16 protein-coding genes are annotated in these 12,970 nt (G+C 62.1%); 5 read left to right on the forward strand and 11 right to left on the reverse strand.

Translation table 11 applies throughout. The features are described from left to right. The first annotated feature begins 138 nt into the window (after nt 1-138). Entirely contained in the window at nt 139-1,914 is a 1,776-nt protein-coding gene (gene aspS / locus K3762_RS02515; RefSeq protein WP_120350126.1) for an aspartate--tRNA ligase, read from the forward strand. A gap of 29 nt (nt 1,915-1,943) precedes the next feature. On the opposite strand, the gene K3762_RS02520 is transcribed toward aspS, so the two are convergent. From K3762_RS02520 to K3762_RS02535, 4 genes are all read right to left on the reverse strand, one after another. Then, entirely contained in the window at nt 1,944-2,675 is a 732-nt protein-coding gene (locus K3762_RS02520; RefSeq protein WP_260011295.1) for a BglII/BstYI family type II restriction endonuclease, read from the reverse strand. Beyond that, the gene (locus K3762_RS02525) at nt 2,659-3,291 is read right to left on the reverse strand and encodes an MT-A70 family methyltransferase (RefSeq protein WP_067623744.1); all 633 of its coding nucleotides are present in this window, start codon (nt 3,289-3,291) and stop codon (nt 2,659-2,661) included. Before K3762_RS02525 ends, K3762_RS02520 begins: the two co-directional genes overlap by 17 nt. Before the next feature lie 112 nt (nt 3,292-3,403). Continuing rightward, a complete protein-coding gene (locus K3762_RS02530; RefSeq protein WP_120350127.1) occupies nt 3,404-3,880 on the reverse strand; it encodes a hemerythrin domain-containing protein in 477 nt (158 codons plus the stop codon). Nucleotides 3,881-3,939: 59 nt separating this feature from the next. After that, nucleotides 3,940-4,113: a hypothetical protein gene (locus tag K3762_RS02535; RefSeq protein WP_260011297.1), complete on the reverse strand. Its 174-nt coding sequence runs from the start codon at nt 4,111-4,113 to the stop codon at nt 3,940-3,942. A gap of 151 nt (nt 4,114-4,264) precedes the next feature. On the opposite strand from K3762_RS02535, the gene K3762_RS02540 reads away from it, so the two are divergent. Next, nucleotides 4,265-4,987 carry a GNAT family N-acetyltransferase gene (locus K3762_RS02540; RefSeq protein WP_260011299.1) on the forward strand — a complete coding sequence of 241 codons (723 nt, stop codon included), beginning with the start codon at nt 4,265-4,267 and terminating at the stop codon, nt 4,985-4,987. Nucleotides 4,988-5,008: 21 nt separating this feature from the next. On the opposite strand, the gene K3762_RS02545 is transcribed toward K3762_RS02540, so the two are convergent. Then, on the reverse strand, nt 5,009-5,728 hold the full coding sequence (locus tag K3762_RS02545) for a response regulator (RefSeq protein WP_132444805.1): 720 nt from the start codon (nt 5,726-5,728) through the stop codon (nt 5,009-5,011). A gap of 126 nt (nt 5,729-5,854) precedes the next feature. Here K3762_RS02545 and mce point away from each other — a divergent pair, with 126 nt between their 5' ends. Next, nucleotides 5,855-6,259, forward strand: a complete 405-nt coding sequence (mce, locus tag K3762_RS02550) for a methylmalonyl-CoA epimerase (protein WP_067623753.1) — start codon at nt 5,855-5,857, stop codon at nt 6,257-6,259. A gap of 2 nt (nt 6,260-6,261) precedes the next feature. Beyond that, complete coding sequence (locus tag K3762_RS02555) at nt 6,262-6,555, forward strand: DUF1467 family protein (protein ID WP_120350130.1); 294 nt, start codon at nt 6,262-6,264, stop codon at nt 6,553-6,555. Here K3762_RS02555 and K3762_RS02560 read toward each other — a convergent pair. The 5 genes from K3762_RS02560 to trpS form a co-directional block, all read right to left on the reverse strand. Then, nucleotides 6,488-7,222 (reverse strand): EI24 domain-containing protein, encoded by a 735-nt coding sequence (locus K3762_RS02560; RefSeq protein WP_260011313.1) that lies wholly within the window; start codon nt 7,220-7,222, stop codon nt 6,488-6,490. The genes K3762_RS02555 and K3762_RS02560 overlap by 68 nt on opposite strands. Next, nucleotides 7,213-7,785, reverse strand: coding sequence for a nitroreductase family protein (locus tag K3762_RS02565; protein ID WP_260011315.1), 573 nt, complete (start codon nt 7,783-7,785; stop codon nt 7,213-7,215). Before K3762_RS02565 ends, K3762_RS02560 begins: the two co-directional genes overlap by 10 nt. A gap of 9 nt (nt 7,786-7,794) precedes the next feature. After that, on the reverse strand, nt 7,795-8,901 hold the full coding sequence (locus K3762_RS02570; protein ID WP_132444799.1) for a class II histone deacetylase: 1,107 nt from the start codon (nt 8,899-8,901) through the stop codon (nt 7,795-7,797). 163 nt (nt 8,902-9,064) lie between these two features. Next, nucleotides 9,065-9,535: a VOC family protein gene (locus tag K3762_RS02575; RefSeq protein ID WP_132444797.1), complete on the reverse strand. Its 471-nt coding sequence runs from the start codon at nt 9,533-9,535 to the stop codon at nt 9,065-9,067. A gap of 106 nt (nt 9,536-9,641) precedes the next feature. Then, nucleotides 9,642-10,658 (reverse strand): tryptophan--tRNA ligase, encoded by a 1,017-nt coding sequence (gene trpS, locus K3762_RS02580; RefSeq protein ID WP_132444795.1) that lies wholly within the window; start codon nt 10,656-10,658, stop codon nt 9,642-9,644. A 75-nt stretch (nt 10,659-10,733) separates the two neighbouring features. Here trpS and K3762_RS02585 point away from each other — a divergent pair, with 75 nt between their 5' ends. Then, a complete protein-coding gene (locus tag K3762_RS02585) occupies nt 10,734-11,420 on the forward strand; it encodes a rhomboid family intramembrane serine protease (RefSeq protein WP_132444793.1) in 687 nt (228 codons plus the stop codon). On the opposite strand, the gene murJ is transcribed toward K3762_RS02585, so the two are convergent. After that, a complete protein-coding gene (gene murJ, locus K3762_RS02590) occupies nt 11,417-12,958 on the reverse strand; it encodes a murein biosynthesis integral membrane protein MurJ (RefSeq protein WP_132444791.1) in 1,542 nt (513 codons plus the stop codon). The genes K3762_RS02585 and murJ overlap by 4 nt on opposite strands. Nucleotides 12,959-12,970: the final 12 nt, after the last annotated feature.

The following is a 12,970-nucleotide window of genomic DNA, read 5'->3' on the forward strand; positions in this document are numbered from 1 at the left end:
TGCGCGCAGGCCCGGCTTGCCCGTAAGGCACAAAACCCTTCTATTATTGTGGAGCGGCGGGGCAGCAAAGTCTTGACTTCCCGACCGTCAAACGGTGTACCTGCGCGAAACCTGAAATAGCCCTAGGAAGGGACCATCATGCACGCCTATCGCAGCCATACCTGTGCCGATCTGAGCCTTGAGAACAAGGGTGACACTGTGCGCCTGTCCGGCTGGGTGCACCGGGTGCGGGACCACGGCGGTGTGCTGTTTTTGGACCTGCGCGACCATTACGGGATCACTCAGGTCATCTGCGACCCTGACAGCCCGGCCTTCGCCGAGATGGAAAAGGTCCGCGCGGAATGGTGCGTGCGCATTGATGGCACTGTAAAGGCGCGGGACGAAAGCCTTGTGAACCCCAAGCTGCCCACCGGCGAGATTGAGGTCTATGCGCGCGACATCGAAGTGCTGGGTTCCGCCGCTGAACTGCCGCTTCAGGTCTTCGGCGAGCAGGAATACCCCGAAGAGACGCGCCTGCGCTATCGTTACCTCGACCTGCGTCGCGAGAAGATGCAAAAGAACATGGCGCTGCGTTCCGACGTTGTGACCTCCATCCGCAAGCGCATGTGGGATCAGAACTTCCGTGAGTTCCAGACGCCGATCATCACCGCGTCTTCCCCCGAAGGTGCGCGCGACTTCCTCGTGCCCAGCCGTCTGCACCCCGGCAAGTTCTACGCCCTGCCGCAGGCGCCGCAGCAGTTCAAACAGCTGCTGATGGTCTCGGGCTTTGATAAATATTTCCAGATCGCGCCCTGCTTCCGCGATGAAGACCCGCGCGCCGACCGCTCGCCCACCGATTTCTACCAGCTCGACATGGAGATGTCCTTTGTCACCCAGCAGGACGTTTTCGACACGATCCAGCCGGTGATCGCAGGCATCTTCCAAGAGTTCGGCGGCGGCAAAAAGGTCGATCAGACCTGGGAGCAGATTTCCTACAAAGACGCGGCGCTGTGGTATGGCTCGGACAAGCCCGACCTGCGCAACCCGATCAAGATGCAGGTGGTCTCGGACCATTTCCGCGATTCCGGCTTCGCGATTTTCGCCAAGCTGCTGGAGCAGGATGGCACCGAAATCCGCGCGATCCCCGCGCCCAAGGGCGGCAGCCGCAAGTTCTGCGACCGCATGAACGCCTTTGCTCAAAAAGAAGGTCTGCCCGGCATGGGCTATATCTTCTGGCGCGATCAGGGCAACGGGATGGAGGCGGCTGGCCCGCTGGCCAAAAACATCGGCCCCGAGCGCACCGAGGCGATCCGCCAGCAGTTGGATCTGGGTGTCGGCGACGCGGCCTTCTTCCTCGGTGGCAAGCCGAAGTCGTTTGAAGCAGTCGCAGGCCGCGCGCGGAACGTGATCGGCGAGGAGTTGAACCTCACCGACAAAGAACGTTTCGCCTTTGCATGGATCGTGGATTTCCCGATTTACGAGCGTGACGAAGAGACCGGCAAGATCGACTTCGAGCACAACCCCTTCTCCATGCCGCAGGGCGGGATGGAGGCGCTGCAGGGTGATCCGCTCAAGGTGCTGGGCTATCAATATGACCTCGCCTGCAACGGCTATGAGCTGGTCTCGGGTGCGATCCGAAACCACAAGCCCGAGATCATGTTCAAGGCGTTTGAGATCGCAGGCTATGGCGAAGACGAGGTGCGCAAGCGCTTTGGCGGCATGGTTAACGCATTCCAATACGGCGCCCCGCCGCACGGTGGTTGTGCCGCCGGTATTGACCGGATCGTCATGCTGCTGGCCGAGGAGCAGAACATCCGCGAAGTCATCCTCTTCCCGATGAACCAGCGTGCCGAAGACCTGATGATGAACGCGCCCTCTGAACCCACCAGCGATCAGCTGATGGAGCTGGGTCTGCGGGTCATCCCGCAGGAGTGATCCTGTCTGAATGAAGCGTCATCCCCGGCTCAGTCGGGGGTGATATTGCCCGGTAGGATGCCCAGCACCAGAACCGGGCAGCCGCCGCTGCGCCCGGCGGCGATGCGGCTGATAAGCTTATGGGTGCCGGTGGTGCTGGCCCCGAACTTCGCGCTTACGGTCTTGTCGGTCTCATTGCCGAATTTATCCAAGCAATTGCCGAGCGATTTGAAAAATCCGTTCGACAGTTCGCGCGTCACGATGACGCCAACGTCGATCACCCCCGCTTCGAAAAAGCTGCGAAAGGCATAGAGGTCACGGTCGTAGGTCTGGTCTTTGCTGTTCCACTCATAGTCGAAAGCCACGCGGCTGCGCCAAAAGTCGACCATATGGTTGTGGATGAAGTCCTCGCGGATGATGCGGTCGACCTCGGGGGCACTGTCGCCCTTGCCAGCGGTAAGTTGCACCAACAGATCGGCTTTGATGCGCACCTCTTCGTGGAAATTCTCGGCCGCCGCATATTGCGCGAAACGGGTGGTGGCCGACATGCGGTTGCCCCCCGGCGCGCGGATTTCATTGCGGCTAATCGTGAACTGCCGCAGCACGCGGATGATCGCGGCCAGTTCTTCGGGCGCGCGCTGTTGTAGCACGGCGCCGGCGCTGCGGTAGCTGGTGACGGAGTAGCGATCGCGCAGATCGACGGGCAGCAGGTCTTCGACGAGCCTTTCATCGTCAAAAACCGCGTCGTCGATGCGCCGCGCCAGATTACTCAGCCGCGACACTGGAATTGTAGCTGTAGGTCTTCCAATCGGGCTTGTAATCCGCCTCGGCCTGATTGCCCCAAACGGTCCAGCCCTCGCGGACACCGCGCCCGAACAGTTCGAGGTAGGGGCCCCAAGAGCAGCTTTCGATCAGGTCATATTGCTCATCCGGCTTGCGCGAATGCTCCCGCTTGCGGGTCTGCATCATGTTCACCTGACGCCGCCCGGCATCCAAGGTGCGCACGTTCTTGCCGCGCACGCCGAACAGCAAAATTTCGGTCACATTGCGGAAATAAAAACCCACGCCGCGCCCGTCACTGCCGCCATCTTTGCGGATTTTGTGCCAAATGATGTTTGATTTATATTCAAATCCCCAAGCCTTGAGCACCTGCAGCCCCTCGGGCAACAGCGCGTTCGGCACCCACATGTAACAATGCGCGCGGTCTTCGAGGTGATCGGCCACGGGCAGGGCGCAGATGTCATCCACAGTCATCGTGGGATAACGGGCCAACCGCTTGTGCTCGGGTGCGACCTTGCCGGTGCGGTTGGTGAAGCGCCACGGCGGGTCCGCCATGACGCATCCAAACCGGTCTTTGCCCAGAAAGTCGCGTAGGTCTTGTGATGGATTATCGCTCATATCCAATATATTGCGTTTCCTCGGGCTTTCTTGCAACCGCTACCTGCCCAGAGGGGCTGGATATCCACAAGAACGTTAAGAGAACACGTTTATCAGGTAAGAGCGTGTCCGGTCAATCCTCAAGACTGTCTTCGCGCTTTTCCTCGATGAGCTTGGCTTCCTTTTCCTTACGCTTCAGGAACTTGTCGCCGAAGGCGTCGTTATGTTCCTCGCCGATGACCTTCTTGGCGCGGGTGAAAAGCTCGTCTTCTTCCTCGTCCATGTGATGCTCGTAGTCATGCTTGAGTTGCTTGAAACGAGTCAGCCAAGCAGAGGACGACATATCGGTTTCGCGCAGCTCTTCCATGATATCGTCAAGCTGCTGGTGTTCGTGAACCGAATGGCGCGCGTGATCTTGGCCCCATGTTTCGGACATCAGCGTGGAATAAAAGGTCTCTTCCTCGGCGGCGGCGTGGGATTTCACGTCATGGTAAAAACGGTCCCAAGCCTTGCGGCGCTCGGCGCTGTCGCCTTCGGTGTCGGCAATGGTGTTGAGCAGGGCGCGGTGTTCATCATGATCTTCTTTGATCGCGTCGTAGATAGAGGGCATGGGAAAAATCCTTTGGTGTTACCTGTGGCTAACGCCGAAGCCACCGGCAGGTTCCCGCCCTAGAAGACCGCGCCCTTCGCCGCTTGGCCGGCGACCTGTTGGAACAGCCCGCCTGTTTGGGCGTGAAATGCCGCCAAAGTAACGACCACCAGCCCCAGAACATTCGCGCCCACGACGATCCAATCGACCGGCTTTGCGGGTTTGGCGCTGTCCTTGGCGTGGTGCTGGGTCATATCACCCTCCGGGGGTCGCTTGGGTTTAGCATAATGCTGCAAGCTGAATGTGGCATGAATGTGTAACTTGAATGCCAAGACTGGGGTCTGGTGGAATTATTTCAAGTTTATTCATCTTGGCGGCCCGATAAGCGCGGTGCATAACTTTGCTATGAACAGCAGATCAGACCCGCGCCCTGTCGGGCCCACGATAGAGAATTGGGCCGAGCCCCAACGGCCCGCCGGTGAGGTGCTTTCCGGGCGCCATGTCGTGTTGGAGCCGCTTTCGGCAGAGAAACACGCCGCGCTGCTCTACCCCGCCTATGTGGGGGAGGACCACGTTTGGGATTATCTGCCCTACGGGCCATTCTCTTCGGCGGCGCAGTATCACCGCTGGGTGCGCGATAGTGCAGCGCAGGTTGATCCGTATTTCATGGCAGTGAAAGACCGCGCGCGGGATCAATGGGTGGGCGTGGCAAGTTTTCTGCGGATCAAGCCCGATGCAGGCAGTATCGAGGTGGGCCACATCAACTTCAGCCCGGCCCTACAGCGCACCCCCGCGGCGACCGAGGCGATATTCCTGATGATGCAATGGGCCTTTGAGGCGGGCTACCGACGGTTCGAGTGGAAATGCGACGCGCTCAACCGTCCGTCCCGCCGCGCCGCGCAGCGGTTGGGGCTGAGCTATGAGGGTGTCTTTCGGCAAGCGACCATCGTCAAGGGGCGCAACCGCGACACGGCTTGGTTCGCCGCGATCGACACGGAATGGCCCGCGCTGAAAGAGGCGTTCGAAGCTTGGCTGTCCCCCAGTAATTTTGACGGGCAGGGGCAACAGAAGGAACGGCTCGGCGATCTGACCCGCCTTGTTCGTGTAACGAGCGACCCGATGCTTTAAGTGGCCTGCCTGCCGGGTGGGTTAAATCGCAATTTTCTCAGTCAATCGGATCTGGATCATTCCGGCGATGGTGGCGGCCTCTGAGCCCGCGGGTTGGCCGAGTGCGCGTTTATGTGCCAAAGCCCTTGCCGCCTCTTCCAGCCTAAGGTCATTCGCGGAGCGGGCAACGCCGCAGAGAAATTGCGCGACATAATCAAGCGTGGGCTCATCCGGTTCGCCGCCGAGGACGCCCGCGATATGGGCAATGTCATCTTGAAAGCCGATTCGATCCGGGGAGACATCTTCATCCGGGAGGGCGCGTAGGCCCACGGGGCGACGCTCTTCGGGGAGGGTTTTCAGAATGGCCTGCTGGAAGGATGACAGCGATGTAATCGGCTTCGCGATAAACCCATCGACCCCGGCCGCGCGGGCATCCGGCTCCATATGGCTGTCGCCAGAGATGGCGATGATCGTTTCCACCCGGGGCGTGCTTTGTGTGAGTTCGGCGATCAGGTCCAGACCGCTGCCGTCGGGCAGGCCAAGGTCGACCAGCGCCACGGCGGGGCGATAGACCTGTAGATGGCGCCGGGCAGAGCGCAAACTATCTGCCCGCCTGATCCGCGCGCCAGAGCGTAGACAGAGCAGGCGCATCGCCTCGCAAGCGAAACGGCTGTCTTCCACCACCAAAACGGTGAGGCCCAGCAGCGGTCGCTCCGCCGTGGGGGTGGGGGTGGTTCTTTCGAAAGGGTCGGTGTCGTCCATGATCGCCTCCAACAACTTCTGCTGCACAATCGTTACGCCGCGTTGGCTAACGACGCGTTAACGTGACGCATTGTTGTTCAGCGGACGGGCGGGCATAAAGCTGGCAAATCACGAGGAGCACCCAAGATGATCGGACGTCTTAACCATGTGGCCATCGCCGTGCCGGATCTCGATGCGGCGGCGGATCAGTATCGCCACGCGCTTGGCGCCAAGGTCGGCGCGCCACAAGCCGAACCGGATCACGGGGTGACCGTGATCTTTATCGAACTGCCCAACACCAAGATCGAATTGCTGCATCCTTTGGGCGATGACAGCCCGATCAATGGCTTTTTGGAAAAGAACCCGGCGGGTGGCATCCACCACATCTGCTACGAGGTCGATGACATCATCGCGGCGCGCGATCACCTGAAATCCACCGGCGCGCGGGTGCTGGGTTCGGGCGAGCCCAAGATCGGCGCCCATGGCAAGCCAGTGCTGTTCCTGCACCCCAAAGATTTCAACGGCGCGCTCGTCGAGCTTGAGGAGGTCTGAGCATGGGGATCGTTTCGGGCCTCGTGCTCTTTGCCGTCATCTGGTCGATGACATTCATGGTCGCCCTGCCGATTCGGGTGCAAACCCAAGGGGACGCAGGCGAGGTCGTGCCCGGCACCCATGCGGGCGCGCCAGCGCAGCATCATCTGGGGCGCAAGGCGCTGTGGACCACGCTGGTGGCCGCAATCATCTGGGCGATCAGCGCCACGGTCATCCTGTCGGGCTGGATCAGCGTCGCGGATATCGAAGGCTGGCTGCATCCGAATGCGGCACCAACGCATGGTACAGGTGGGTAAAGGTCGCCGCCCCTAGGATCGGGATCAGCAGGTTCAGCAGCGGCACCGACAGCGGCACCGCCATCAGAACCCCGGCCAGCCAGATCGTGCCCGCATGGCGGCGGCGCAGGCGCTTCGCCTCGTCCCGCCCATGGCGGCGCAGCGCGGCGAGGGTGAAATATTCGCGCCCCAGCAAGAACCCGTTCAGCCCCCAAAAGATGAACAGCGCCGCCGGGGCGAAGAGCAGGTATAGGATCAGCGCCAGCAGGTTTGCCCCCACCAGCACGCCCATGAAGTTGACAGTATCGCGGATCGCATCGCCGATGCTGACACGGTGCGCCGGGGGCAGATGGGGGTAGTGCACCTCTTCCACCGCATCGGCCACGTCATCCAGAAACATCGATGTAATCGCCGAGGCGACAGGCACCATCAAAAAGACCGAGAGCACCATCAGCAGGATTAGCGCGCTCCAACTCAGCAGATCATCGAGCCAGTTGACCTCGCCCAGTACCGGAAGCCAAGCGTCCTCGGGCGTGATCCAATCCACCAGATAGGCAAAGCCCGCCGTCGCCGCGACCAGCAGCGCCAGCGACAGGCCCACGCCGAGCAGGACCACCTTGCGAAAGCGCGCATCGCCCAGTTGACCAAGTGCGCGGGTAAAGGACCGCAGGATCGCGTTTACAGCCATGTGGTGATCTCGTCGATGTCAGGGCGCGGGCGTTCCGGTGGGGCGGCGGTTTCGGTGCCGATATGGATGATCCCCGCGATACGCTCATGCGGGGCGAGGGCAAAGCCTTCCTCCATGAAACCGCGGTCATGGGAAGGCCAACCGCTGAGCCAATTCGCGCCCCAGCCTGCGGCAAGCGCCGCGTTGAGCAGCGCAAGGCAGACGGCCCCGGCGGAATAGGTCTGCTCCAGTGGGGGGATCTTGGGCGAAGGTTTTTGCACCTCAATGACCGCCACGGCGAGGTTGCCTTGGTCAAACTGGCCACGCCCCTTGGCGGTGTCCTCTGGCCCGAGGCCAAGGGCTGCGCCGCGATTCTCAGCCGCTTCGGCCAATCGCGCCATCGCCGCGCGGTCGATGACCACGAAACGCCACGGCTCCAGCTTCCCATGATCCGGCGTGCGCGCGGCGGCGGTCAGAAGGGGGCGCAGGGCGTCGGCGTCCGGGACGGGCAGGCCGAGGGTCTTGGCAGGGCGCGAGCGGCGGTTTTGCAGAAAGGCGAGGGTGGCGGGATCAGGTGTCGGCATTGCAGTCTCTTACAGGTCCAGTTGCCGCGCCATATCGTCAATCGACTGGCGCAGGAAGGCGTCAAAGGCAGGCGAGGGTTGGCGGGCGTGCAAGGCACGGGCCATTGGGTCGGGGGCATCGATCTTGCTGCCCGCCAAAGTGGCGATCGTGGCATGGCCGCAGAAGGGGACATAGGCTTCGGAATAGCCGCCTTCGTGCACGAGGACCAGTTTGCCATCGCAGACCTTATCAGCGGTATCACGGATGCGCTTGGTCATCTCGGCAAAGGTGGCGGCGGTGGCCTGCATTCGGGCCAGTGGATCGACGATTGCCGCGTCATAGCCGCAGGCGACGATAATCATGTCGGGGGCGAAAGCCTTGATCGCCGGGATCACCACGCGGTCCATCGCGTGTAGGTAGGCGGTGTGGCCCGAGCCCGCGTGCATCGGCAGGTTGATGTTATAGCCTTCGCCAGCACCCCGCCCGCGATCTGCCAGCGCGCCCGTGTCGATGGGGTAATTCCCTTCTTGGTGCAGAGAGATCGTCAGCACGTCATCGCGGTCATAATAGATCGCCTCGGTGCCATTGCCGTGGTGCACGTCCCAATCCAGCACGACCACGCGCTTGGCCAGCCCCTTGGCCTGTGCGGCCTCGATGGCGATGGCGATATTGGCCAGCAGGCAGAACCCATTGGGGAGATCGGGCAGGCAGTGATGCCCCGGTGGGCGGCTGAGGGCATAGGCATTGTCGAGATCGCCGCATGCCACGGCGTCGACCGCGGCGATGGCCAGCCCGGCAGACAGCGCGGCCAATTCATAGCCGCCGCGGGCGAAGGGGACTGCATGGCCCAAGTCTCCGCCGCCTGCATCAGAGAGTCGCTTGAATTCATCAAGGTAGCTTTCGGGATGCACCCGTGCCAGCGCTTCGCGGCTGGCCGGGGCGGCGCTGCGGGTATCGAGTTCGGCGAACAGGCCCGTCACCTCCATGAGGTTCTTCATGCGGCGCTTGGTTTCGGGGTTTTCCGGCAGGCCGCCTGCCGCGAGGGGCTGCACCAGCCCGCCGACCGGCATGGTAAAGGCGTAGTTCCCGCCTGCGTGCCAGAAGCAGCGTTCGTCCCAGAAAAAACCTGTGGTCATCGTGTGATCCCCTTCATCCTTGCGGGGAACGTGGCGCAGGGCTGCGGGTTTGTCCATGGCAGGCAGGGCCCAGGCGGGCGGTGGTGTGTGGGGTGGGTGCGGGATTCGGTATTTGGAAAAGGATGAAGGGGGAAGGGAGGGGGCTCTGACAGCGGCGTTGCGGTCAGTTTGCCTCGGCCAGTAGGGCGGCGACATCGAGTGGGGAGTTGACCATTTTGAGGTCGCCTTGCGCATCGCGCGGCCAGTCGGCTTGGGGAAGGTCCCGGTACAATTCAACACCGTTGTTGTCGGGATCGCGCAGGTAGACCGCTTCGCTGACGCCGTGATCGGCGGCGCCGTCCAATGTGATGCCAGCCTCAAGCACCCGGCGCAGGGCGCGCGCGAGCTGCTGCCGGTCGGGGTAGAGAAAGGCGCTGTGGTAAAGACCGGTATGGCCCGGCGGCGGCGGTGTGGCGCCCGCGCTTTCCCATGTGTTCAGCCCGATGTGGTGATGATAGCCGCCCGCGCCCAGAAACGCAGCCTGATCGCCGTAGCGTTGGGTCACGGCAAAGCCCAGCAAGTCGCCGTAAAAATGAATGGCGCGGTCAAGGTCAGCGACCTTGAGGTGTATATGGCCGACGGTTGCGTGGTTCATCGCTTGGTCCTTTCGCTTTCCAGTCAAGGTGGCAGCGAGAGGGGGCAGGCGCAATTGCGCAGGAGAGCAAGGGGGGCTGTGCGGCATTGCGCGCAGCCCCGGTCTGTTAGCCGACCATGCCGACGATCTCATAGGTGCGCTTGAGGATCGGGGTGGTGATTTCGCGGGCCTGTTCCGCGCCCCGGGCGAGGATGCGGTCGATCTCGGTCTCATCGGCCATCAGGCGCTGCATTTCGGTGGTGATCGGGCCCATTTTGGATACAGCCAGTTCCGCCAGCGCGGGTTTGAAGGTGCCGAACTGCTGGCCGCCGACTTCGGCCAAGACTTGATCGATGGTCTGGTCGCTGAGGGCGGCGTAGATGTTCACGAGGTTGCGCGCTTCGGGGCGGTCCTTCAGGCCCTCGGCCTCGGACGGCAGAGCGTCGGGGTCGGTCTTGGCCTTGCGGAATTTCTTGGCGATCGTGTCGGCATCGTCGGTGAGGTTGATGCGGCTGGCGGGCGAAGGATCGGACTTCGACATTTTCTTTGATCCGTCGCGCAGGGACATGACGCGGGTGGCCGCGCCTTCGATCACTGGTTCGGTGAGGGGGAAGAAATCGACGCCATAGTCGTGGTTAAACTTGGCCGCGATGTCGCGGGTCAATTCGAGGTGCTGTTTCTGGTCCTCGCCCACCGGCACATGGGTGGCGTGGTAGATCAGGATGTCGGCGGCCATCAGCGCGGGGTAGGCGAAAAGGCCCAGCGAGGCGGCCTCGGCATTCTTGCCGGCCTTGTCTTTCCACTGGGTCATGCGGCCCATCCAGCCCATGCGGGCGACGCAGTTGAAAATCCAAGCCAGTTGCGCGTGTTCGGGCACTTGGCTTTGGTTGATCAGGATGGACTTTTCCGGGTCGATGCCCGAAGCGATGAAGCCGGCGCAAAGTTCACGGGTGCTGCGTTTGAGGTCTTCGGGCTTTTGCGGGACCGTGATCGCGTGCAGGTCGACCATGCAATAGATCGACTGCACGCCCTTTTCCTGTGCATCGGCGAAGCGCTTCAGCGCCCCCAGATAGTTGCCCAGATGCAGGTCGCCCGAGGGCTGAATGCCGGAAAACACGCGCGGGGTGAATTGGGTCTCGGACATCGGGCGGCACCTCTGGGCTGGAAAGTCTTGCGCGGCAGGCTTACTTCTGGCCGCGAACCCCGTCAAGGAGCGCCCATGCAAGACCCTGATATCCAGCCCCCCGTGAACCCGTTGCCGCCAGTGGTTGTCGTGTTGTTTTTAGCCATTACTGGCGTTGAGGTGGTGTTGTCCTTGGCAGAGGCTGGGCTGGTCGGTGGCCCCGCTGCCGTAGGCTGGCGGCTGGCGCTGGTGCGCGACTTTGGCTTTTCGGGGCTGATCTTTGACGCGATGATCGGGGCGGGCCAGTACCCGATTGAGCATATCTGGCGGGTGGTGACCTATCCGTTCATTCATCTGGGCTTTACCCATGCGATCTTTGCCGTCGTGCTGTTGTTGGCGCTGGGCAAGTTGGTGGCCGAGGCGATGGGGCAGATGGCCTTTCTGGTGATCTTTGTGCTGTCGGGGATCGGCGGGGCGTTGGTTTATGGCGTGCTGTTGAACGACCCGGTTTGGTTGGCGGGCGCCTATCCAAATGTTTATGGGCTGATTGGCGGCTATAGTTTCGTGATGTGGCGGCGGTTGCTTGGCTCGGGCGGGCCGCAGTATCAGGCGTTCACGCTGATCGCTCTGCTGATGGGGCTACAGCTTTTCTGGGGCATCTTTTTTGAGACCGGCTTTTTGTGGGTCGCCGAGTTGGCCGGGTTCTTTTGTGGTTTTGGCCTGAGCTTTTTGGTCGCGCCCGGTGAATGGGCGCGACTGAGGGCGCGGTTGCAGCAGCGTTAACCGCGCCGCATTGCGGATTTGAACTCGGACAGGCGGAAGGCGCCGATCAATTGGCCGATGCCGAAGTAGCTGATCGCGGCAATTGCAAGAAGCATCACCAGCGCCAGCCCACGCCACCATGGCAGGCCCAGCATCGGTTGCAGGGCGGCGTTGCCCAACCAGAGGGCGACCCCCATCACGGCAGAGGCCATGAGGATACGCCAGATGCGTTTGTGAAACCGCGCGTCGAACTTTGCCGCATCCCCGAAACGCCGCGCGCCGATGGCAAGGCAGGCAAACATCGTCCAGCCTGCCAGCGTGGTCGCAACCGCCGGGGCGATCCAGCCGATGAAGGGCGCAAGACCAACGGCGAGGGCGGCGTTCACCACCATAGCGACCACGGCGAAATAGAAGGGGCGGCGGGTGTCTTCGCGGGCGAAATAGACCGGTTGCAGGATCTTTTGCAGCACGAAGGATGGCAGGCCGAGACCGTAGATCATCACCGCTGTGGCAATCGCTGCGGTGTCATCGACGCCAGAGGCGCCGCGCTCGAACAACACAGTGACCAGCGCGAAGGGTATGACCATCAGGGCCACTGCCGAAGGAATGGTCAGCGCGAGCGAGATTTCAGCTGCCCGGCTGAGGGCGGTCTGTGCCCCATCGTTGTCGCCGGCCCGCAAGCGGCGCGACAGGTCGGGCAGCAACACGATGCCCACGGCGATGCCCACAACGCCCAAGGGCAATTGGTACAGACGGTCTGCGGCAAAGAGCCATGAGACGGCTTTGTCATATTGACTGGCGACCAGCTGCCCGACCACGAGGTTAATCTGCATGACGCCTGAGGCCAGCGCGGCGGGCAGGGCGATGACGATCATCGCCCGCATGTCGGGAGTCCAGCGGGGCCGCGTGGGCCGCAGCGGATAGCCCGCCTCAGCCGCAGCGCGCCATGTCAGCGCCAGTTGGGCCACGCCAGCCACTGGGATCGACCAGATCAGCCAAAGCGCCACATCGCCCCCGGTGAGGGCGGCGAATGTCATGGCAGCGATGACAAAAATGTTCAGCAACACCGGCGCGGCGGCGGCCACGGCAAAGCGCCCGGTAGCATTGAGAATGCCCGAGAACAGCGCCGAGAGCGACATGCACAGGATATAGGGGAAGGCGATGCGGCCAAAGGCGACCGTCATGTCAAACCGGGGGTCTCCGACGAAACCTTCGGCGGTCAACCAGACCAGACCGGGCATGAAGATCATGCCCAAAGCGGTCAGCGCGAGCACCACCAGTGACAACCCGTTGAAGGCGTCACGGGCGAACTTACCAGCACCTTCCTCGCCCTCCAGCTTTTTCGCGAACATAGGCACGAAGGCAGCGTTGAACGCGCCCTCGGCAAAGAAACGGCGGAACATATTGGGCAGGCGGAAAGCGGCCACGAAAGCGTCCATCACCGGGCCGGGGCCAATGAGCGACAGAAGCAGTACTTCGCGCAGGAAGCCGAGCACGCGGCTCAGCAGGGTCCAAACACCGACAGTGAAAAAGCCGGACATAAGACGGATAGGTTTCATCAAAAGGTGCCT

This window comes from Sulfitobacter sp. W074, from assembly GCF_025142275.1.
Classification (GTDB): Bacteria; Pseudomonadota; Alphaproteobacteria; order Rhodobacterales; family Rhodobacteraceae; genus Sulfitobacter; species Sulfitobacter profundi.

Excerpts from the sequence above, each read along its gene's own strand:
- trpS (WP_132444795.1), bottom strand. The coding sequence starts at position 10,658 with ATGTCCGAGACCCAATTCACCCCGCGCGTGTTTTCCGGCATTCAGCCC.
- K3762_RS02555 (WP_120350130.1), top strand. The coding sequence starts at position 6,262 with ATGGGGATCGTTTCGGGCCTCGTGCTCTTTGCCGTCATCTGGTCGATG.
- murJ (WP_132444791.1), bottom strand. The coding sequence starts at position 12,958 with ATGAAACCTATCCGTCTTATGTCCGGCTTTTTCACTGTCGGTGTTTGG.
- K3762_RS02560 (WP_260011313.1), bottom strand. The coding sequence starts at position 7,222 with ATGGCTGTAAACGCGATCCTGCGGTCCTTTACCCGCGCACTTGGTCAA.
- K3762_RS02575 (WP_132444797.1), bottom strand. The coding sequence starts at position 9,535 with ATGAACCACGCAACCGTCGGCCATATACACCTCAAGGTCGCTGACCTT.
- aspS (WP_120350126.1), top strand. The coding sequence starts at position 139 with ATGCACGCCTATCGCAGCCATACCTGTGCCGATCTGAGCCTTGAGAAC.
- K3762_RS02565 (WP_260011315.1), bottom strand. The coding sequence starts at position 7,785 with ATGCCGACACCTGATCCCGCCACCCTCGCCTTTCTGCAAAACCGCCGC.
- K3762_RS02545 (WP_132444805.1), bottom strand. The coding sequence starts at position 5,728 with ATGGACGACACCGACCCTTTCGAAAGAACCACCCCCACCCCCACGGCG.
- K3762_RS02570 (WP_132444799.1), bottom strand. The coding sequence starts at position 8,901 with ATGACCACAGGTTTTTTCTGGGACGAACGCTGCTTCTGGCACGCAGGC.
- K3762_RS02525 (WP_067623744.1), bottom strand. The coding sequence starts at position 3,291 with ATGAGCGATAATCCATCACAAGACCTACGCGACTTTCTGGGCAAAGAC.
- K3762_RS02535 (WP_260011297.1), bottom strand. The coding sequence starts at position 4,113 with ATGACCCAGCACCACGCCAAGGACAGCGCCAAACCCGCAAAGCCGGTC.
- mce (WP_067623753.1), top strand. The coding sequence starts at position 5,855 with ATGATCGGACGTCTTAACCATGTGGCCATCGCCGTGCCGGATCTCGAT.
- K3762_RS02540 (WP_260011299.1), top strand. The coding sequence starts at position 4,265 with ATGAACAGCAGATCAGACCCGCGCCCTGTCGGGCCCACGATAGAGAAT.
- K3762_RS02585 (WP_132444793.1), top strand. The coding sequence starts at position 10,734 with ATGCAAGACCCTGATATCCAGCCCCCCGTGAACCCGTTGCCGCCAGTG.
- K3762_RS02530 (WP_120350127.1), bottom strand. The coding sequence starts at position 3,880 with ATGCCCTCTATCTACGACGCGATCAAAGAAGATCATGATGAACACCGC.